Below are 18,842 nucleotides of genomic sequence, written 5' to 3'. Positions count from 1 at the left end.
TGCAAGACAGTCAGGCTCATGAGGCCGAATACTCATGGGAGGGTCGCCGCAAGGCGACCCTCTTTGCATCTCGAATATTATTTTGGATAGTGACGCTGCTATTTTCTTGCCCGGCGTCCGGCAAAATCCCCTAGATCAGAGCTGACGCCAGCATATCGTGGTGCGATGGCAACACAGTTTCCTGAGCGTGAGTGGTAATGACAAAGCCCAGTGCCAACGCGGCTATGAGCCCCGCAACCGCTACGTATTTGAGCATGTACGTCATAGTGACCTCCACATGGTTAGAGGTATACTCTAGCGCATTAGTAGAGATTAATAAAGCCCTTATGAAAGGCTGGTAAGGCCCGCTTTTGAGAATGCCATTCCAAGACGGTCAGATTGGGAGTAAAATCGGGCTAATGTCCGACATATTATGGCATTTGGCGCAATATTGTTCCAATTTTGCGTTGCTCGCGCATTCAGTCGATCTCGCTGGCACCCGTCAGGGCATCGGCAACGCTGGTGCTGTCGAGTACTTGCCGCGTTGCCATTGCCACACGCATGAAGACATGCCGCACCTCGCAATTGGTCTCATTGGAGCAATCATCGCATTTGCGATAGGCGATCAATGACAGGCAGGGCAACGGCGCCACCGGCCCGTCGATCAATCGCAGCACTTCGCCAAATCGAATGTCCTCGGGTGCGCGCAGCAGGCAATAACCACCGCTGCGCCCGCGAAGGCTGGTGACAAATCCCGCCCGCTTCAATTCGAGCAGGATCTGCTCAAGGAATTTTTTCGGAATGGCTTCCTGCTGCGAAATCTCGCCGATCACCATCGTCTGGCCGTGTCCGGCTTTGGCTAGCGACACCAGCGCCCGCAGTGCATATTTGGCCTTTTGCGAGATCATGACCGTCGTCCGCCCCGCTCAGTTTTTGGGTTCGGGCGATACCGGTGGCACCGAAGGCTTGTCGGACTCCTCTGCCACCTCATCGGCCTCTGCGGGCGACTGCGTCGTGCCATCGGCGTCGGCAGCTTCTACATTGCCCTCGACGTTACCCGCGAGGGCCGTTTCGGCCTGGGCCTCATCCGATGGTGGCGGCCCTAAAATGATAACCGCCTCCTCGGTATCGCCATTTTCTGCCGTTGCAATTTCGGCCTGTTCATCCTTGGGCGTCTCGTCGGAGGATCCATCGGCGGGCTGCGGGTCGGTCTTTTCTGTGGGCTCATCCAACTTGACGCGCGCCGTTCCTTCAACTTCCGCCACCGCCTTGCGATCCGGATCGTCCTCACTTCCCGCCTCTGTCGGTTCAGACACATCAGCCAGATTCTCGGGCGCGTCGATGATGGCACCGGGATCAGTTTCCACGACCTCGTTCGCCGTGGCAGTGATAATGACATTTTCGCCTGGATCGAGCCGAATTTCGCTCTCCATGCCCGCCGCTGTCGCATTGCCGCGTTCACCGGCAAACCAGGCGAGCATGCCCAACCCGATTTCGCGCTCGCCCATGACAACAATATCGGCGCCCAGCCCACTCAGGTAACTTTGTTCCTCATCTGAATAGGCACGCGCGATGATGTGCAAACCGGCGTTGAGCTTGCGGGCCTGCTCGGTTACCTGACCCGCTTCAAACGCATTGGGAATGGCGATCAACAGGCTTTTTGCGCCCGCCACGTTAGCGAGCTCAAGTACCTCGACGCTGGCAGCATTTCCAACGATAACCTCAATGCCCAATTCACGCGCAGCAGCGATGCTGCTATCGGAATCTTCAACCACCACCAGCGGTGCCCCACGGGCCTGCAACCCCGCGCCGACCACACCCCCGACGCGGCCGAACCCGACCAAAATCGTATGATCACTGAGACTGGTTGGCTCGATGACGATCTCGTCATCCTCATCGACAACAGCTTCGGCGGGCTCAACCTCAACCTCTTGGGGCGTTGCTTGTGTTTCGCCCGGCTCAACCCGTTCGGCCTCTGGTTCAACAGGGGCAACCCTTGGTCCGCCAAAGCGTGCCTCAAGCGCCGGGCGGGCCAGATCCAGCCCCCAAAATACTGCCGGGTTGAGTACGATGGAAATCAGTGCGCCTGCCAAAATCAGGTTCTGTCCTTCCACCGGCAAGATGGCCAGCGACACACCCAGACTGGCCAGAATGAACGAGAACTCGCCGATCTGGGCCAGACTGGCCGAAATAGTCAATGCGGTCGACATTGATCGCCCGAACAGGCGCACAATGCCGAAGGCGGCCAGCGACTTGCCCACAACAATAATGAACACGGTTGCCAGCACTTCGAGCGGATTGGTCATGATGATCGAGGGATCAAACAACATGCCGATAGATACAAAAAACAGCACCGAAAAGGCGTCGCGCAGCGGCAGGGTTTCCTGCGCGGCGCGATGACTGAGCTCGCTTTCGGACAGGATCATCCCGGCAAAAAAAGCGCCCAGCGCAATTGAAACCCCAAATAGAACGGCCGACCCCAGGGCCACCCCAAGAGCTATGGCCAGAACCGCCAGCCGGAACAGTTCGCGCGAGCCAGTATGGGCAGTGTGATGAAGTGCCCAGGGAATGATGCGCCGACCCACGATCAGCATGAAACCGACAAAAGCCGCGATCTTGACCAGTGTCAGGCCCAGAATGCCCCAGATCCCGACCTGCATGCCAATGATCCGTTCGACAAAGGTCACAAACGGGTCGTGCGCGACGGCCTCCCCACCCGCTAGACTGGCAAAGGCGGGGATCAACACCAGCGCCAGCACCATCGACATGTCTTCGACAATCAACCAGCCGACCGCAATTTTGCCGCGCTCGGTTTCAATCAAGCGTTTGTCTTGCAGGGCCTTGAGCAACACGACAGTGGAGGCGACAGAGAGGGCAAGGCCAAAAATCAGACCCGCCCCGGGTCCCCAGCCCAACAGCATACCCAGCCCGAATCCCAAAAGTGTAGCCAGAAAGATCTGCGCCAAAGCGCCCGGAATCGCCAGTGCTCTGACGCTCATCAAATCCTTGAGCGAAAAATGCAGCCCCACCCCGAACATCAGCAGGACAACACCAATTTCGGCCAACTCATTGGCCAGCGCCTGATCGGCAACAAAGCCCGGTGTGGCCGGGCCTACCATGACCCCGGCAATCAAATAGCCCACCAACGGCGGCAGGCGGAAGCGATTGGCGATCATGCCCAGAATATAGGCCAGCACCAATCCACCGACGATCATCGAGATCAGGGGCGTGTCATGGTGCATGCAAATTCCTCCAGGGGTTGAGATTGCCAATTACCGTTATGGCCTTAGGATGGGGGATAGCGTCGCTGGGCGCAAGCACCAGAAATCGCATAGGCCCCAGACCTTTGGCCAATATCGCGAACAAAATTGGTCCCGCTCATTAATGGGCCAAGTTTGTTCCAATCATGACGCAATGCTGCGCAATGGCCTAACTGACGACGGTAATTTTCTCGGCAGCGCGCGTAATACCTGTGTAGAGCCAGCGCGCCCGCTCTTCGCGGAACACAAAGCTTTCATCGAACAGATAGACATTGTCCCACTGACTGCCCTGCGCCTTGTGCACTGTCAGGCAGTAGCCAAAGGTAAATTCGTCATACTGTCGCCGCTCGGGCCAGGCCATTTTATCTTCTTCGCCCGCAAAAAACGCTTTGTGCGTCAGAACCTTGGCCTCGCCACGCCCCTCATCGTCGGCCAGCAACAACTGATATTTGCCGTTGGCCTTGCGATTGACCTCGGTGACGATCCAGATCTGGCCATTGAGCAGTTTCTTGCGCGGATTATTGCGCAGACACACCATGCGGTCCCCGGTGACCGGCTCATGATAGGGCAAGCCCTTCAATTCACGCAGCCGGTCATTGTACTGAAGCCGCGTCTTGTTGCGCCCGACCAGAACCTGGTCGGCCTCCAGAACCGCGCCACGGTCCACGTCCTCGCGCCCAACGACAAGGCTTTCCCCATAACGGCCTCGTTCGAGATAACCACCTTCGCGGATGTCCATCGACAGGCGAATGATCGGATTGTCCGAGGCCTGCCGGTGAATTTCGGTGAGCATGATGTCGGGCTCTTCGCTGGTAAAAAAGCCTGCCCCCTGCACCGGCGGCAGCTGGAACGGATCACCCAGGACCAGAATTTTGGTCTCAAAACTCAATAGGTCGCGTCCCAATTGCTCGTCCACCATCGAGACCTCATCGATAACGATGAGGTCGGCATCGGCAGCCGGTGACTCGGGATCGAGCACGAAGCGAGGCTCGCCCTCTTTTTCCGATACCAGCGAATAGATCAGCGAATGGATGGTCTGGGCACCCTTGCAGCCGCGCTTGCGCATGACAAGCGCGGCCTTGCCGGTAAAAGCGGCATATTTGACCGATTTGACGTCCTGGGCCAGATGCACGGCCAGCGTCGATTTGCCGGTGCCGGCCCAGCCGAACAGACGAAACACCTGCGGCCCCGACTTGTCCTTGAGCCATGCGGCAACAGCCACCAAAGCCTCATCTTGCTGTGCAGACCACTCGACCATTAAACGATGATCGTGCGCAAACTGCCCACACCTGCAATTTCGGCTTCAAGCACATCGCCACGCGCCACAGGGCCGACACCAGCCGGCGTGCCGGTCATGATCAGATCGCCTGCCCGCAGGCCGACAAATTGCGATAGATAGGCAATGGTTTCAGCCACCCCCCAGATCTGATCGGCCAGGTCGCCGCGCTGCTGCGGAGCACCATTGACGCTCAAGGTTATACAACCCTTGTCGGGGTGGCCGATCTGGGTAACTGGCTCGATACTGGACATCGGGGCGGAATGGTCAAAACCCTTGGCCATGGCCCAGGGCCGCCCCGCCTTTTTGGCCGCCGCTTGCAAATCGCGTCGCGTCATATCAAGGCCGACGGCATACCCATAGACATGTTCAAGCGCTGAACCCACCGCGATATCCTCTCCGCCCTGACCAATGGCGACGACCAGTTCCACTTCAGGGTGCAAATCGGCGGTCTGGGGTGGATAGGGCGTTGAGGCGCCACCGACGATCACCGCGTCCGCCGGCTTGGCGAAAAAGAACGGCGGCTCGCGCCCGTCATGCCCCATTTCGCGGGCGTGTTCGGCATAATTGCGCCCGACGCAATAGATCCGGTGAACCGCATATAGTCCCCCCCGTGCAATCGGCACACTGGGGGGTGATGGCGGGGCAAACAGGAAATCACTCACCTTGGTCTTCTTCCAGATGCGGGCCAATCAGATCGCGGTCAATGGGGCCTAGACGATCGTGGGCGGTAAAAGCCTGATGCCAATAGGGATAAGGCAAGTTGGGCTGGCTGACGGCGTTTAGTCGGGCGCGCTCGCCCGCACTCAGGACCAATTCAGCCGCAGCCAGATTGTCGGAAAACTGTGCCTGATTGCGTCCGCCGATCACAACCGATGTTACGCCGGGTCGACCCAGGGTCCACGCCAGGGCAACCTGGGCACCCGAAACACCACGCTCGCGCGCGATTTCAACGATCACATCGACAATGTCATAAAGCCGTTCGCGATCATGGATCGGGGGTTCTCTTGAACCACCGACATGCCGACCGGTATCTGGCCCACCGTCGCGCCGGTATTTGCCAGACAGCAGGCCGCCGGCCAGTGGCGACCAGACCAGAATGCCGAGCCCCTGATCCTGCGAAATTGGCACCAGTTCAAATTCCGCCTCGCGCGAGTAGAGCGTATAGTGGATCTGTTGGGAAATGAAGCGCTGGTAATTGTGGGCTTGGGCTGCGCCCAGTGCCTTCATGATATGCCAACCCGAATAGTTGGAGCAGCCGACATAGCGCACCTTGCCATGCTTGATCAGCGTATCGAGCGCCTCCATGGTTTCCTCAATGGGGGTCATCCCATCCCATTCATGCACCTGATACAGGTCGATCACATCCGTCTGAAGCCGTTTGAGGCTGGCTTCGGCCTGAGCAATTATGTGGTGGCGCGAGAGGCCGACCTCGTTAGGGCCCTCGCCTATCCTGAAGCGCACCTTTGTGGCCACAAGACTTTTTTGCCGACGTCCATTTTCGGCCAGGGCCACCCCGATCATTTCCTCGGAGACCCCGTCGTTATACATATTGGCGGTGTCGAGCAGATTGATCCCGTGATCAAGGCAAAGATCAATTTGATTGGTCGCCTCACGTTGGGCCGTGTTGCCAACCTTTTCAGACCCGCCAAAGGTCATGGTTCCCATGGTGAGCACCGACACCTTGAGCCCCGAGCGTCCCAGATAGCGATATTGCATCGGTCCATTCTCCCTTTTCAATCAGGACATAGGGCTAGAACGCAATAAGAGTCGGGTCAATCGGAACCGGACCGCACTGGCCAAATTCGACCCAAGCTGGTTTATGGGGGCATGAACCAAATCCAAGCGGCAGAAGATGCCGGTCAATTTGATTGCCAGTCCTGCGGCGCCTGCTGCGCCTATTCTGCTGACTGGCCGCGATTTTCGACCGAACCCGAAACCGATCTCGATCTGATCCCTGAAAAACTGGTGGCTGTCGATCTGGGCGGCATGGCCTGCGATGGCGAGCGTTGCCGGGCGCTCAAGGGCGAGGTGGGCAAAGCGGCAACCTGCACGATTTATCAGGTTCGCCCTGTGGTTTGCCGCACTTGCATGCCCGGAGACGCAGAATGCCTTACCGCCCGCGCAGCTTTTGGGTTATGAGCACATAAAATCGAACAGGGAGTAGACCTTGAGCCGCGCAAATTCTGATGCCGCCCGCATGCGGCGCCTCAAACGCATCGCAACCCGCAAGGGAGTCACCATCATGACCATTCTAAAATCCACCCCGCGCACCCGAGCGCACGGCGGCTATATGGTGCGCGATGCACAAAGCAAGGCCATTCTGCTGGGCAACGCCGATTATGAGTTCAGCGCCAGTCTTGACGAGGTTGATGATTATCTGAGCGCCGATGGGTCCGGCGATCAGGAGTAGCGCCGGGGAATAGCCCCGACGCCATTATTAAACTAGAGCAGTGCCAGATTAGTGGCGGAAACCTTGCCGTCGCGGCCGCTTTCCAGCTCATAGGAAACCTTCTGGCCTTCATCAAGGCCGGACATGCCAGCGCGCTCAACGGCCGAAATATGCACGAATGCATCCTTGGAGCCGTCTTCTGGCGAAATGAAGCCGAAGCCTTTGGTGGAATTGAAGAATTTTACTGTACCGTTGATAGCCATGCTCGAAACCTTTTGATGTGACCCGTCGCGCAAATCCGCGAAAGCGCCGGTTGCCCAGAACACAACATGCGTCTGGAGCCTTAACGTTCGCAAATTCAGGGGTAACCGTGCATTTCCGGCGAACCAGACATGCACTGAGCCTGTGAGGCCTGAAAACGTAGCGAACATTCATGACCGCTTGTTGGCCGTAAAGCAAGTCTGCTGTTGTCCACGCTAGTCCAACGTCTGCCGATAGCGCAGCATGGCGACCGCAGATATGACCAGAAGCGTTAAAACCAACGCCCCCATTTCCGGCATGATATCGCCGATCTCGGCGCTCTTGAGCATGACTTTTCGGGTAATGCGCAAAAAATGGGTCGCTGGCACGCCCTGCCCCAGAAACTGCGCCCAGCCCGGCATGCCGGCAAAAGGAAACATGAACCCCGACAACAGGATCGAGGGCAGGATGGTAAAAAACGAAAGCTGCATCGCCTGCATCTGGGAACGCGCCGCCGTTGAAATCAGAAAGCCCAGCGCCAGATTGACGACGATGAAAAGATTGAAACCCATGAAGAACGCCAGCGCCGAACCTTGAAACGGCACCTCAAACACCAGATAGGCAGCGGTCAGAAACACGATGGTTTGCACATAGCCGACCATCACATACGGCAGGATTTTACCCAACATCACCTCGAGCGGGCGCACCGGCGTCGCGATCAGCATTTCCATAGTACCGCGTTCACTCTCCTTGACGATGGCGACGGCGGTGATCATTACCATGGTCATCGACAGAATGATCGCCAAAAGGCCCGGCACGATATTGGTGGAAGTTTTGCCCTCGGGGTTATACTGGCGGTGCACGATGACCGAAAAAGGTGGCGGTGGCGGCACGATGCCTGCCAGGGGGCCGCTGAAGGTTTCGCTGATGGCCACCTGCACTATACCACCCAGTGCGCCCGCTGCCCCGCCGACCGCTGATGGATCGGATGCGTCAGCATCCAGAAGGACTTCGGGACGGTGCCCGCGCACTACATCGCGTTCAAAATTTTGCGGAATGACGACGACAAAGTTGGCGCTCCCACGCCGCAACGCCTCGTTGCCGGATGCCTCGCCACCGACAACGCCTTGAAAATCGAAATAATCCGAATTTTGCATGCCCGCGATCACAGCGCGGGTAATCGGGCCATTGTCGCCCAATTCAATCAGGGTTGGCAAATGGCGGGGATCGGCATTGATAGCAAAGCCAAACAGCATCAATTGCACAATGGGCAGACCGATCATCATGGCAAATGTGACGCGGTCGCGCCGCATCTGGATGAATTCCTTGATCAGTACGGCGCTGAACCGGGCAAAGGAAAAAACCGCGTTCATGGTGAAGCGGCCTCGTCAGGTGCCGCGGCAAAATTGTCCTGTGAACCGGCCATCAGATAAATGAAGGCTTCCTCAAGCCCGGCAATCTGCTGACTCCAGCGATGCGTGCCCTCGGCCTTGAGCGCATTGACGGCTTTCTCAAAGGCTTGCCTGTCGGTGCCGGACACATGCAGTGACGAACCAAATCGGGCAACCTGAACGATGCCCGGCATGGATTTGAGTCGCGTTTCCAGCGCGGCAAGGTCCGGCCCTTCCACCCGCCAGGTTTCCAACCCCACTTGCTGCGGAATTTCGGCGGAGGGGCCGTCGATCAGCTTGCGGCCATAGGCAATATAGGCGATCCGGTCACACTGAACCGCTTCGTCCATATAGTGGGTGGAGACCAGAACGGTAACGCCCTGCCCCGCCAAACGCCGGATCTCATCCCAGAAATCGCGCCGCGCCTTTGGGTCAACGCCGGCGGTGGGTTCGTCCAGCAGCAGGAGCTTTGGATCGTGCAAAAGGCAGGCGGCCAGCGCCAACCGCTGTTTCCAACCACCCGACAGGGTTCCCGCCAACTGGCTCGCCCTATTGGCCAGTCCCAGATCATCGAGCGCCGCCGCAACCCGCTCGCCCCGGTTCTTGACCCGGTACATTCGACCAATGAAGTCAAGGTTCTCGCGGATCGACAGATCTTCATAAAGCGAGAACTTCTGCGTCATGTAGCCAACCTGCTCCTTGATGCGGTCGGCCTCGGTACGGATATCAAATCCCAAGCAGGTGCCCTGCCCGGCGTTAGGCGTTAGCAGCCCGCACAACATGCGGATCGTCGTTGTCTTGCCGGAGCCGTTGGGACCCAGAAATCCATAGATTGCCCCGCGCGGCACGGTAATGTCGAAATCATCGACCACCCGCTTGTCGCCATAGATCTTGGTCAGTCCGGTAACCGCAATGACATCGGTCATTTCATCGGCTCGACACTGACCGGCTGGCCCGGATGCAGCCCCTTGGGGGCATCAATAATGGCTTCGACCAGATAGACCAGCCGAGCGCGTTCATCCCGACTGTAGATCACTGGCGGGGTGAATTGGGGATCGGCAGCGAAGCGGCTGATGTGGGCGGTGATATCGGGCGCACAGGCATCGCAACCGATACCAACCTGATCTCCAAGAGCAAAACTGGCGCGAACCGGCTCGTCGACATAAAATTTGACCTTGAGTGCCCCCGCCGGAAGCAGCGCCACCACCGGCTGGCCAACACTGGCCATTTCGCCACGGCTGAAAAACAGGCGATCCACAATACCGTCGCTGGGCGCCAGAACCGTACGTTCGGCAAGATCTGAACTGGCCTTGGCCACATCCGCCCTGGCGGCCAACAGATTGGCTTCCGCCGCCAATTGCTGTTCATTCCGTGCCGGCAGTTCGGCCACCTGCAATTGAGCCGACAATTGCTCGACCTGCGCCTCAGCGCTCGCCCATGTTGCCCGATCCTGATCCAGTTTGGCCTTTGGCGTCAGGCCCAGTTCGCTCAGTTTTTCCGAGCGCTCCAGTGTCGTCTGTGCCAACGCCAGATCTGTCTTTGCCCGATTGAGCGAAGCGCGAATGACATCAACCTCTGCGGCGCGACCACCGGTGGCCAGATTTTTGGCAGTGGCATCGGCTGCGGCCACCCGCGCCTCTGCCCCCGCCAGCAACGCATCCTGCTGGGCGTGATCAAGGGCAAACAGCACCTCGCCCTCTTCGACAAGCTGCCCTTCGGCAACCGAAAAACTCTCGATACGGCCGGGACTGGCAGGGGCGGCATAAACATATTCAGCTTCAATATAGCCGCTAAAGGCGGTCCCCGGATCTGTGCCGAAGCCGGGAATGACAATGCCGAGCAAACCGGTCAGGAACCCCCAAATGGCGTTCATGGCGCACCTACCTGTTCCGGCGCACTCAACCCGTCGAACAATATGGTCAAATGGTTCTCGATCAGGCGATCAAACGACAATCCCTCAGGCGGGGAAATGTCAAAAACATCTGCCAGCATCAGATGCACGAGGATCGGCCCGATGAGGCTGCGCAAGGTCAGATTGGCATCGACCTGGCGAAAATAGCCTGCGTCAATGCCGCGTTGAATCAACATCTCGATGGCCGGCAGCACCCGATCCAGCACTTCATGCCGATACATTTGCGCCAATTCGGGCACCAAAGCGGCTTCGCGCACAACCAGCTTGGGAATGGCCAGAATTCTGACATCCGCCAAACCATGGGCCAACTGACGCAGCGCAGCTGAAATGCCGTTGCGTGGATCACCGGCAAAGGCGCCGGCATGCGCCAGAGCCCGCTCCGCCACCGGCGTTACGGCCCGGCGCACCAGCGCTTCGATGATCGCCTGCTTCGATGGGAAATAGAGATAGACCGTGCCTTTGGAAAGCCCCGCGCGCTTGGCGATTTGCTCAACTTTGGTATTGGCGAACCCCTGATCGGCAAACAGCTCCAAGGCAGCATCAAGCACTTCGTCGGGCCGGTCATCGGCGCGGCGCCTGAACTTTGGGGCAACAGACTTTTCGCTTCCGGGCATCTCACTTCACCACAGAGATTGGTACACTCGCATATTAATAACTGACCGGTCAGTTATTTGCAATGTTTTTCCGTTACCACGATAAGAATGGGGTGGTCGCCGAGTCCCATGGGTCTTGCCGGACGCGGCACGGCCCCCCACATTGGGGCCAATGATCAGGCGCAATGACATGGCGCCAGCCCAAGGAGCGCACGATGAATATCGGCACAGCAGCAAAGGCCTCAGGCGTGTCGGCCAAAATGATCCGCTATTATGAATCCATCGGGCTGATTACCTCGGCGGCGCGCACCGAGGCGGGGTATCGCGTTTATGACGACAAGGCGCTTCATGGTCTACGCTTTATCAGCCGGGCACGGGACCTCGGTTTTTCGGTCGATCAGATGCGTGATCTGCTGGCCCTTTGGCAGGATCGGTCGCGGGCCAGCGCCGACGTCAAGGCAATTGCTCTTGAACAGGTTCGCCTGCTCGAACAAAAGGCCGCCGCCCTCCAGGAAATGAGCGCCACACTCAAGCATCTGGCGCACAATTGCCACGGCAATGCACGGCCGGATTGCCCGATTCTAGACGATTTCGCCGCCCCCCATCCTCAGCCATCAGCGCCCGGAAAGCGCCAACGATTTGGGACTGCGGCAACTGACGCTCGGCTCCAGACTGGATCGGCGCGCCCAACAGCCTAATCGACCCAGGCCATGTTGGGATCGACGGAGGCACAAAACAAGGCGGCGCTCATGCGCGATTGTTCGACCACCCGGCGGATAAGATCAATATCGGTTGTCGCCTGATAGGTGCCGATGATCGGCATCGGCGGAAAACGCTTGGTCACCTGAATGGGATGCAGCAGTCCCATTTGCAGTTCGCGCAGAATCGTGACGCTGGGAATAGCGCCCACCCCAAAACCGTCGATCAACAAATTGATGATTGAATAGAGCGAGTTCGAGCTGGTCAGCTTCCCCGCCAAAATCTGCTCGTCCTGAAAATAGGGCGCGACCATGCGATAGGGCGGCGTGTCCTTGGGGAAGGTTATGATCGGCATCCGGGCCAGATCATCCACGCTGTATTTATGATCGGGGTCGATGATGCGGGGCGAGCCGGCCCAGGTCATTTGCAATATGCAGGACGTAAAACTGCGGAACGTATTGCCGATGGCCGGGTCCAGCGCAAAGATCACATCAAACTCGCCCTTGTTCATGCCTTCGACCAGATTTTTGGTACCCTCGACTGTCAGCTCGATCTTGAGCGTTGGAAACGTCTCGTGCAGCCGTTCAACGAACGGGGTCATCCATGTCGATGATATGGAATCAATGGCCCCGATCCGCACGACGCGATTTGTGTGGGTTTCCCCATCTGCCAGATCATGCTTGAGCGCATCGTATGACGACAGGATTGCTGAAAAAGTTTCGAGCACCGTTTCGCCCGCCGCCGTCAACGAAAAGCTGCGCCCGCTCCGCTGGATCAGTTGGCAGCCAAATTCCTGTTCCATGGCGGCAAGGCGGATGGAAATGGCAGGCTGAGTTGTATGCAATTCCTTGGCGGCCCGACCAAAATGGCGGTGCCGTGCCAAAGCAACAAAGGTGGTCATGTCCAGAATGCGCATGGCCCCACCTCTAGCAGACTTGGCAGCCACCAGAAGCGATTTTCGCGCATTTGTCATAAGGGGCGCTATCGCGGCAGGACGCGAATACGCTGCGGATCTATGCTCAATCCAACCGATTGTCCGGCGCTGAATTCGACGTCATTGGCGGTCAGCGCACGCAGCGGCTCACCGGCAAGCCCCAGGACATAGCGGTTACGCGCGCCCAGGAATACACGGGTCCGCACTTTGGCCTTGGGACCATCACCGTTAGCATCAAGGCTCAAATCCTCCTGACGCAGCGCAATAGTGACCGGCCCGCGCGCCGACACCTCGAGCGCCAGCTGCAGGGTCTGACCATCGGAAAATTTGGCCACCGGACCCGTTTCGCCGTCAATGATTTCAGCAGGCAGCAGATTAGCCGAACCAATGAAGTTCGAGGCAAAACCGGTCTCGGGCTGAGAGTATATTTCGGCCGGCGTGCCCTCTTGCTCGATCTTGCCGCCGTTAAGCAGCACGATCCGGTCCGAAAGGCTCAGCGCTTCTTCCTGATCGTGGGTCACAAATATCGTTGTCAGACCAAGGCGCTGGTGAATTTCGATCAGTTCGACCTGCATGTCTTCACGCAGGCGCGCATCCAGATTGGACAGCGGCTCATCGAGCAACAAGACCTTGGGTCGCGAAACAATCGCCCGCGCCAACGCAACGCGTTGTTGTTGCCCGCCCGAAAGCTGGCGCGGGCGCCTGTCGGCAAGATGATCCAGCTGTACAGTTTCAAGCGCAGCGGCAACCTTTTCAGCCTGCTCCTCGCGACTACCGATGCCGCGCATGCGCAAGGGAAAACGCACGTTTTCTGAAACGCTCAAGTGCGGCAGAAGCGCATAGGATTGAAACATCATGGCGATGTCCCGCTTTTCGGGCGGCAGGCGCGTTACATCGACACCCTCGATTTCAACCCCACCAGCGGTAACGCTTTCCAGCCCCGCAACGATGCGCAGCAAGGTGGTCTTGCCACAGCCCGACGCTCCGAGAAGAGAAATGAACTCTCCCGATGCAACGTCAAGCGAAATGCCATGCAGCACATCGGTCTTGCCGAAGGATTTTTTGATCGAACTCAAACGGACATTGGCCATGGGTCAGGCGCTCGCAAATCGGGTCAGACCAAGCATTCGGTCGATAACGAAAATCAGGATGACAGTCAGCGCTATCATGATCGATGAAACCGCCGCCACTGACGGATCAGGAGAAAATTCAAGCTGGCCATAAATCTGTACTGGCAATGTTGTCAGCGTTGGCCCGCGCAGGAACAGGGACAACACCGCTTCATCAAACGAAATATTGAAGGCAAAAAACGCGCCAGCCGCCAGGCCCGGAATGCATTGAGGCACGACAACAAAAGATAATCGCTGCAACCGATTTGCCCCCATGGTGCGCGCTGCCTCTTCAAGAAACGGATCGGATTCAGCCAACACCGCCAGCGTTGTACGCACCACATAGGGCAGCGCGATTATGGTGTGACTCAGCGCCAGGGTGATGGGAGAAACCGGCCCGAAGGCGGCGCTCCAGAACATCAACATGCCGATAGCATAAATGATCGTCGGCAGGACCAGTGGCGACAGGAACACCGTCGCCAACAGGTCCGAAAATATCAATTGACGCCGATGAATGGCAACGGCCGCCGCACCACCAATTAGCGTCGCCAGAACGGTGACCATCAAGGCTATCTGGATACTGATCCAGCCAGCCCCCAGATAGGCATTTGAGGACAGGACCTGTTGATACCAGCGCAGGCTCAACCCATTTGGCGGAAAGGCAATGAACTGGCTTTCTGATATCGAGACCCCGATCACCACGAAAAGCGGCGCCAGCAGGATCAGTGCGGTCGCCAAAACAAAGACAAAAGCGGCAACACGCAACCATGTCGGGATCGACCTAACCATCTTTCGGCCCCGTCATTTTGATATAGGGCACCAGAACCAGCAGAATACCGGCAAACAGAATGACAGCCTGTGCCGCCGCAAACGGCCAGTCAGGCGTCTGGGTCACCGACTTGTAAATCGAGGCCGCAAGGACTTGTATCCGCGTGCCGCCGAGCAGATTTGGCGTGACAAAAGAACTCGCCGAAAGCGTGAAACACAATAGCGAACCAGCAACTATGCCTGGTAGCGCCAAGGGCAAAACAACCGTACGGAAAGACTGCAGGAACGAGCACCCCATGGTGCGCGCCGCCTCTTCCAGTCGCCCGTCGATTCGGGTGATGACACCCAGGATGGATAGCGTCATGAACGGCAGCAAAACCTGCACCATGCCAATGACAATGGCAGCCTCGGTTTGCATCAGTGCAAAGCTACGACCCACAAGGCCCATGTCCCGCAGCATTTCGGGGATCATCCCACTTCGACTGAGCAGGACCATCCAGCCAAATGTGCGCACAACAACGCTGGTCATCAATGGCAGGATAACCATGACCACCAGCCAGAGCCGCAGCTTCGGCCCGACGCGAGCCATGATGTAAGCGAGCGGGAAGCCGATGGCAGCGCAAATGATGGTAATTACTAGCGACAGGCGCACAGTGCGCCACAAGATGCCCAGATAAAACGGATCAGACAGGAAGCGGACGAAATGGGACAGCGTTACGCCATCGGGTCCTGAAACGCTCAGGATCAACATCTGGCCAATAGGCATGAAAAACGCCAGCACCAAAAGAAGCAAACCGGGAAGCGCCAGCAGCAAACTTTCAGTGCGATCATTCATCGGCAGAAAATCCTTGGAAAGGTGGTTCAGCTGCCAGCACTAAACCAGCAGGCCTCCTCGGCGTAAGCTGACCGCCACAGCGTGGCGGTCCGGGCAAAATGCAATGCCCGGACCAATATTTGATCAGCGCGCTATGGTCTTGTTCCAGGCCTCAACCCAAGCCGTGCGATTGGCTTCAATCGTTGCCGGGTCAAAACGGATCAACCCTTTGACGCCATCTTCGCCATAGGCGATATCGGCGGCCACTTCAGAGCTCAGTTCTGCCTTGGAATTGGTCGGAGAATAGCGCAGCGCTTCGGCAAAGCACTCCTGAGCGGCAGGAGAAATTTCCTTGTCGATGAACTTGAGCGCCAAGTCCATATTGGGCCGACCAGCGACCAAATTCGCCGTAATATAGCTGGCAGGCGTGCCTTCAGCACCTTGAGCAAAACCAGATGGCAGCTCGGCCTTGCGCAGCGTATAGGCATAGTCGGACGCGTAAGGGGCAATCCAGGCGTCGTTCTGGGCAAATTCCTGCTGGATTTCGGGCGACGTTGAAACAATGATCGCACCGGCATCAAGAAGCTGAGTTACCGCATCAAGACCCGGCTGGATATTGGACAGATCACCCCCCTGCACCTGATTAAGCATCAAGAAGCCCAGCATTCCATAACCATTGGAAATATCGGTCAGAACCAGGTGCTCGCTATAATCGGGATTGAGTAGATCGGTCCATTTGCTGGGCGCTTCAGGCAAGGCCTCGGTATTGTAGACCAGCCCAATGGCCGCGATCGAATAGGCCGGGCCTTCGCCCCCCGCCAGATTGGCCTTGGCGAAATCATATACATCGGCAGCATTGGTCAGCTTTGCCGCATCGATTGGAGCCAGAAGACCCTCGCTGGCGCCAACAATTTCCTGGCCACCCGAAAAGTGCAGGACGTCAAATTGCGGCGCATCCTTTTGCGCACGCAACTGGGCGAACGCATCAGCCGAATAGGCCGTAACCACATTGACCGTGGCCCCGGTTTCTTCTTCAAACGGGGTGATGATGCAGGCACGATGGGCATCCTCATAGGCGCCACCGAACGAATTGATCGTCAGCGTATTGTCCTGAGCGAAAGCCGTCGTCCCCATGAGGGCGGATAGCGTAATCACACTTGTCTTGATCGCAATCTTCATTTCTTATTCCCTTCTGAAAGTGGTGAACCGGGCCTCCCAGCCCGGCAGCAGCTTATACGAGGCGGCCCAACTCGACCGTCTTGGCGCCCTCGATGCGGATCAGGCGGCATTGCTCAGCCACCGCATCAAGGTTTTGGGTCATTTTGCCGAAATAGGTGCAGGGGATCCAACCCGTTGGGCCAAATGTGCGACCGCCCACACCGTAAAACATGCCAATTTCCCAGAATTCGCTGGGGTCAATCTTGAAAAAATTCTTCGGCTGATAGAACCAGAGCAATTCGCCTGCCTCGGGCAAAACCGTCTGGTTTTCAGCAGGCAACGCCGTTGGGTCGAAGTTGCGGTGAGTTTCGGGGAGGCCCATCATGATTTCGGGCCCCGAAAACATCGCATGGGTAGCCCGCCACTGGATCGGCGTCGCCAACGCGTTCCACAAAGCTTCGCAGGTTTTGGGCGCATTGTCCCAATAAAGCGAAATGATACCCTGAACATCGGCATCGACGAATTTGAGATAAAACTTTTTGTCAGACATGGAACGCCATCTTTGGAATTGATGGCCAATCAAATTCCCTGACGCCGACGCTGTCCAATTTTGATTCAAAATTCTTATGATAATAAATTTTTATCGTTACGCACGACCGCGCGCAATTTTACCTATGGATTGGTTCGACGGGCGTTTGATTTTTGGCGCCGACCGGCTGGCGCGATCAATTGCGATTTCGCATTGAGGATAAATGGTAGCGAAGCCCAGATTTGAACTGGGGACACACGGATTATGATTCCGCTGCTCTAACCAACTGAGCTACTCCGCCCCAAGGGGCTGCCGACAACGGGCTGACGGATCAGCATTTGCATGGCGCGTCGACTTATTAGATTTGCGCCCCGGCCCTGTCAAGACTTCAAAGCCGGGCGCGATCATCCAACCCCATTTTAGCGCTTGAGCGCATTGAGCAGCAAGCCCGAAACATAGCCATCTGCGGGCAAGCCGTTGCGTTTTTGGAAGGCAATGACGGCGGCGCGCGTCTTGGGGCCAACCACCCCGTCTGCACTGCCGACCGCATAGCCTGCTTTGTTGAGGCGCTGCTGCAATTCAACCCTTTGGCTGGCATTGAGGCCATAGTTGCCAGCGGGCCATGGCGTAGCAAAATCGCCGCCGCCAATGATCCGGTCTGCCAGGTGACCAACGGCCAAAGCGTAGCTGTCCGAATTATTATAGCGTTTAATCACGTCAAAGTTCGGCGTGAGCAGGAAAACCGGTCCAGTGGCGCCCGCAGGCATATAAAGACGCGTCACATCGCTTGGGCGCGGAAATGGGCGGCCCGACACGCGCCTGATCCCCATTTTTTCCCAGGTTGCGATGCTGACCTTGCCCGTAGCGCGCGCTCGATCATAGTCAAAGCCAGTCGGTAACTTGACCTCATAGCCCCATGTTTCGCCGTAATTCCAGCCGAACGAATTCAGATAGTTGGCGGTGGAGCCCAGGGCGTCGGGGACTGATTTCCAGATGTCCTTGCGGCCATCCCCATTATAATCGACGGCATAGCGCATATAGCTTGATGGCATGAATTGGGTGTGGCCCATGGCGCCGGCCCAGGACCCGACCATATTGGCCGGGGTGACATTGCCATCAGAAATGATCCGCAGGGCGGTCAGTAGTTCGCTTTTGAAAAAGCTCGACCGGTAGCCGCCCTCAGTCAGTGAAGCCAACGCGTAGATGGTATTGTTGCCACCCATGAAGCCACCATAATTGGTTTCCATGCCCCAGATTGCCAGCACAATTTCGGGCTGCACGCCGTACCGTTGGGCGGCACCGGCCAGGGTTTGGGCCCACTCGCTGCGCATGACCCGCCCCTTGCGCGCCTGCGAGTCGGTAACGCGCTTGTTGAGGTAATCGGCGACCGTGCTGGTAAATTCGGGCTGCTTGCGCGTCAGTTCCATAACCTTGGGCAAGTACGTGTAATTGGCAAAGGCTGCATCGAACGCAGAACGGCTGACGCCTCGGGCGGCAGCCTCAGGCCAAAGGGAGCGCACGAATGCAGCGCTATTGGCCACCGATGCACCCGTCCCGGCCAGCCCCAGGATAAGCACAAGTATCAGTACCCGAAGGGCAGTTAAATGGGAGAAGCGATTGTCGGTTTCAAGCAACATGAGCAGGCCTCATAGAATCGAGTGATGCGGGTGAGCGTTTCGGCCGCCACCGGACGCGCCCCTTTGCCACAACGGCGCGCTATCACATGATTAACCTATGACCTTAAGATGGCGCTAAGGATGCCGAGGCGCTTGATCACAACTTCGCCAG

General features: G+C 57.5%; 20 protein-coding genes, 1 tRNA gene and 1 pseudogene. 3 read left to right on the top strand and 19 right to left on the bottom strand.

The genetic code is table 11. The features are described 5' to 3' along the window. Positions 1 to 130: 130 nt before the first annotated feature. The 6 genes and pseudogenes from PSQ90_RS09475 to PSQ90_RS09450 all read right to left on the bottom strand — a co-directional run bounded on the left by PSQ90_RS09475 (position 131) and on the right by PSQ90_RS09450 (position 6,234). Positions 131 to 265, bottom strand: a complete 135-nt coding sequence (locus PSQ90_RS09475; RefSeq protein ID WP_282210084.1) for a hypothetical protein — start codon at positions 263 to 265, stop codon at positions 131 to 133. A 193-nt stretch (positions 266 to 458) separates the two neighbouring features. Further along, positions 459 to 887: an RrF2 family transcriptional regulator gene (locus tag PSQ90_RS09470; RefSeq protein WP_282210083.1), complete on the bottom strand. Its 429-nt coding sequence runs from the start codon at positions 885 to 887 to the stop codon at positions 459 to 461. A 513-nt stretch (positions 888 to 1,400) separates the two neighbouring features. Further along, positions 1,401 to 3,221: pseudogene (locus PSQ90_RS09465) on the bottom strand (cation:proton antiporter domain-containing protein); the annotation flags it as partial. Between the two features lie 187 nt (positions 3,222 to 3,408). After that, on the bottom strand, positions 3,409 to 4,497 hold the full coding sequence (locus PSQ90_RS09460; protein ID WP_282210082.1) for an ATP-dependent DNA helicase: 1,089 nt from the start codon (positions 4,495 to 4,497) through the stop codon (positions 3,409 to 3,411). Beyond that, on the bottom strand, positions 4,497 to 5,180 hold the full coding sequence (locus PSQ90_RS09455; protein WP_282210081.1) for a fumarylacetoacetate hydrolase family protein: 684 nt from the start codon (positions 5,178 to 5,180) through the stop codon (positions 4,497 to 4,499). Before PSQ90_RS09455 ends, PSQ90_RS09460 begins: the two co-directional genes overlap by 1 nt. After that, entirely contained in the window at positions 5,173 to 6,234 is a 1,062-nt protein-coding gene (locus PSQ90_RS09450; protein WP_282210080.1) for an aldo/keto reductase, read from the bottom strand. The genes PSQ90_RS09455 and PSQ90_RS09450 overlap by 8 nt, the downstream gene beginning before the upstream one ends. A gap of 111 nt (positions 6,235 to 6,345) precedes the next feature. Here PSQ90_RS09450 and PSQ90_RS09445 point away from each other — a divergent pair, with 111 nt between their 5' ends. Continuing rightward, on the top strand, positions 6,346 to 6,657 hold the full coding sequence (locus PSQ90_RS09445; protein ID WP_282210079.1) for a YkgJ family cysteine cluster protein: 312 nt from the start codon (positions 6,346 to 6,348) through the stop codon (positions 6,655 to 6,657). Between the two features lie 28 nt (positions 6,658 to 6,685). Continuing rightward, positions 6,686 to 6,928, top strand: a complete 243-nt coding sequence (locus PSQ90_RS09440; RefSeq protein ID WP_282210078.1) for a hypothetical protein — start codon at positions 6,686 to 6,688, stop codon at positions 6,926 to 6,928. Between the two features lie 32 nt (positions 6,929 to 6,960). Here the strand turns inward: PSQ90_RS09440 and PSQ90_RS09435 are convergent, their stop codons facing one another. The 5 genes from PSQ90_RS09435 to PSQ90_RS09415 all read right to left on the bottom strand — a co-directional run bounded on the left by PSQ90_RS09435 (position 6,961) and on the right by PSQ90_RS09415 (position 11,064). Further along, positions 6,961 to 7,170 carry a cold-shock protein gene (locus PSQ90_RS09435; RefSeq protein WP_282210077.1) on the bottom strand — a complete coding sequence of 70 codons (210 nt, stop codon included), beginning with the start codon at positions 7,168 to 7,170 and terminating at the stop codon, positions 6,961 to 6,963. A 213-nt stretch (positions 7,171 to 7,383) separates the two neighbouring features. Then, positions 7,384 to 8,520: an ABC transporter permease gene (locus tag PSQ90_RS09430; protein ID WP_282210076.1), complete on the bottom strand. Its 1,137-nt coding sequence runs from the start codon at positions 8,518 to 8,520 to the stop codon at positions 7,384 to 7,386. Then, the gene (locus tag PSQ90_RS09425; RefSeq protein ID WP_282210075.1) at positions 8,517 to 9,464 is read right to left on the bottom strand and encodes an ABC transporter ATP-binding protein; all 948 of its coding nucleotides are present in this window, start codon (positions 9,462 to 9,464) and stop codon (positions 8,517 to 8,519) included. Before PSQ90_RS09425 ends, PSQ90_RS09430 begins: the two co-directional genes overlap by 4 nt. Beyond that, on the bottom strand, positions 9,461 to 10,411 hold the full coding sequence (locus PSQ90_RS09420; protein ID WP_282210074.1) for an HlyD family secretion protein: 951 nt from the start codon (positions 10,409 to 10,411) through the stop codon (positions 9,461 to 9,463). Before PSQ90_RS09420 ends, PSQ90_RS09425 begins: the two co-directional genes overlap by 4 nt. Next, the gene (locus PSQ90_RS09415; protein ID WP_282210073.1) at positions 10,408 to 11,064 is read right to left on the bottom strand and encodes a TetR/AcrR family transcriptional regulator; all 657 of its coding nucleotides are present in this window, start codon (positions 11,062 to 11,064) and stop codon (positions 10,408 to 10,410) included. Before PSQ90_RS09415 ends, PSQ90_RS09420 begins: the two co-directional genes overlap by 4 nt. 194 nt (positions 11,065 to 11,258) lie before the next feature. Here PSQ90_RS09415 and cueR point away from each other — a divergent pair, with 194 nt between their 5' ends. After that, complete coding sequence (gene cueR, locus PSQ90_RS09410) at positions 11,259 to 11,741, top strand: Cu(I)-responsive transcriptional regulator (RefSeq protein ID WP_282210072.1); 483 nt, start codon at positions 11,259 to 11,261, stop codon at positions 11,739 to 11,741. On the opposite strand, the gene PSQ90_RS09405 is transcribed toward cueR, so the two are convergent. The 8 genes from PSQ90_RS09405 to PSQ90_RS09370 form a co-directional block, all read right to left on the bottom strand. Further along, the gene (locus PSQ90_RS09405) at positions 11,738 to 12,715 is read right to left on the bottom strand and encodes a LysR family transcriptional regulator (protein ID WP_282210071.1); all 978 of its coding nucleotides are present in this window, start codon (positions 12,713 to 12,715) and stop codon (positions 11,738 to 11,740) included. The genes cueR and PSQ90_RS09405 overlap by 4 nt on opposite strands. A gap of 8 nt (positions 12,716 to 12,723) precedes the next feature. Further along, complete coding sequence (locus PSQ90_RS09400; protein ID WP_282210070.1) at positions 12,724 to 13,767, bottom strand: ABC transporter ATP-binding protein; 1,044 nt, start codon at positions 13,765 to 13,767, stop codon at positions 12,724 to 12,726. A gap of 3 nt (positions 13,768 to 13,770) precedes the next feature. Beyond that, entirely contained in the window at positions 13,771 to 14,574 is an 804-nt protein-coding gene (locus tag PSQ90_RS09395; RefSeq protein WP_282210069.1) for an ABC transporter permease, read from the bottom strand. Then, complete coding sequence (locus PSQ90_RS09390) at positions 14,567 to 15,388, bottom strand: ABC transporter permease (RefSeq protein WP_282210068.1); 822 nt, start codon at positions 15,386 to 15,388, stop codon at positions 14,567 to 14,569. Before PSQ90_RS09390 ends, PSQ90_RS09395 begins: the two co-directional genes overlap by 8 nt. 123 nt (positions 15,389 to 15,511) lie before the next feature. After that, on the bottom strand, positions 15,512 to 16,546 hold the full coding sequence (locus PSQ90_RS09385; RefSeq protein WP_282210067.1) for an ABC transporter substrate-binding protein: 1,035 nt from the start codon (positions 16,544 to 16,546) through the stop codon (positions 15,512 to 15,514). A gap of 52 nt (positions 16,547 to 16,598) precedes the next feature. Further along, positions 16,599 to 17,075: a DUF3830 family protein gene (locus PSQ90_RS09380; RefSeq protein WP_282210066.1), complete on the bottom strand. Its 477-nt coding sequence runs from the start codon at positions 17,073 to 17,075 to the stop codon at positions 16,599 to 16,601. A gap of 203 nt (positions 17,076 to 17,278) precedes the next feature. Beyond that, positions 17,279 to 17,355: transfer RNA gene (locus PSQ90_RS09375), tRNA-Met, on the bottom strand. A 118-nt stretch (positions 17,356 to 17,473) separates the two neighbouring features. Then, positions 17,474 to 18,691 (bottom strand): lytic murein transglycosylase, encoded by a 1,218-nt coding sequence (locus PSQ90_RS09370; RefSeq protein ID WP_282210065.1) that lies wholly within the window; start codon positions 18,689 to 18,691, stop codon positions 17,474 to 17,476. Positions 18,692 to 18,842: the final 151 nt, after the last annotated feature.

This window comes from Devosia rhodophyticola (assembly GCF_028816475.1).
GTDB classification, from domain to species: domain Bacteria; phylum Pseudomonadota; class Alphaproteobacteria; order Rhizobiales; family Devosiaceae; genus Devosia; species Devosia rhodophyticola.
This window is presented reverse-complemented; position numbering and strand designations above follow the sequence as displayed.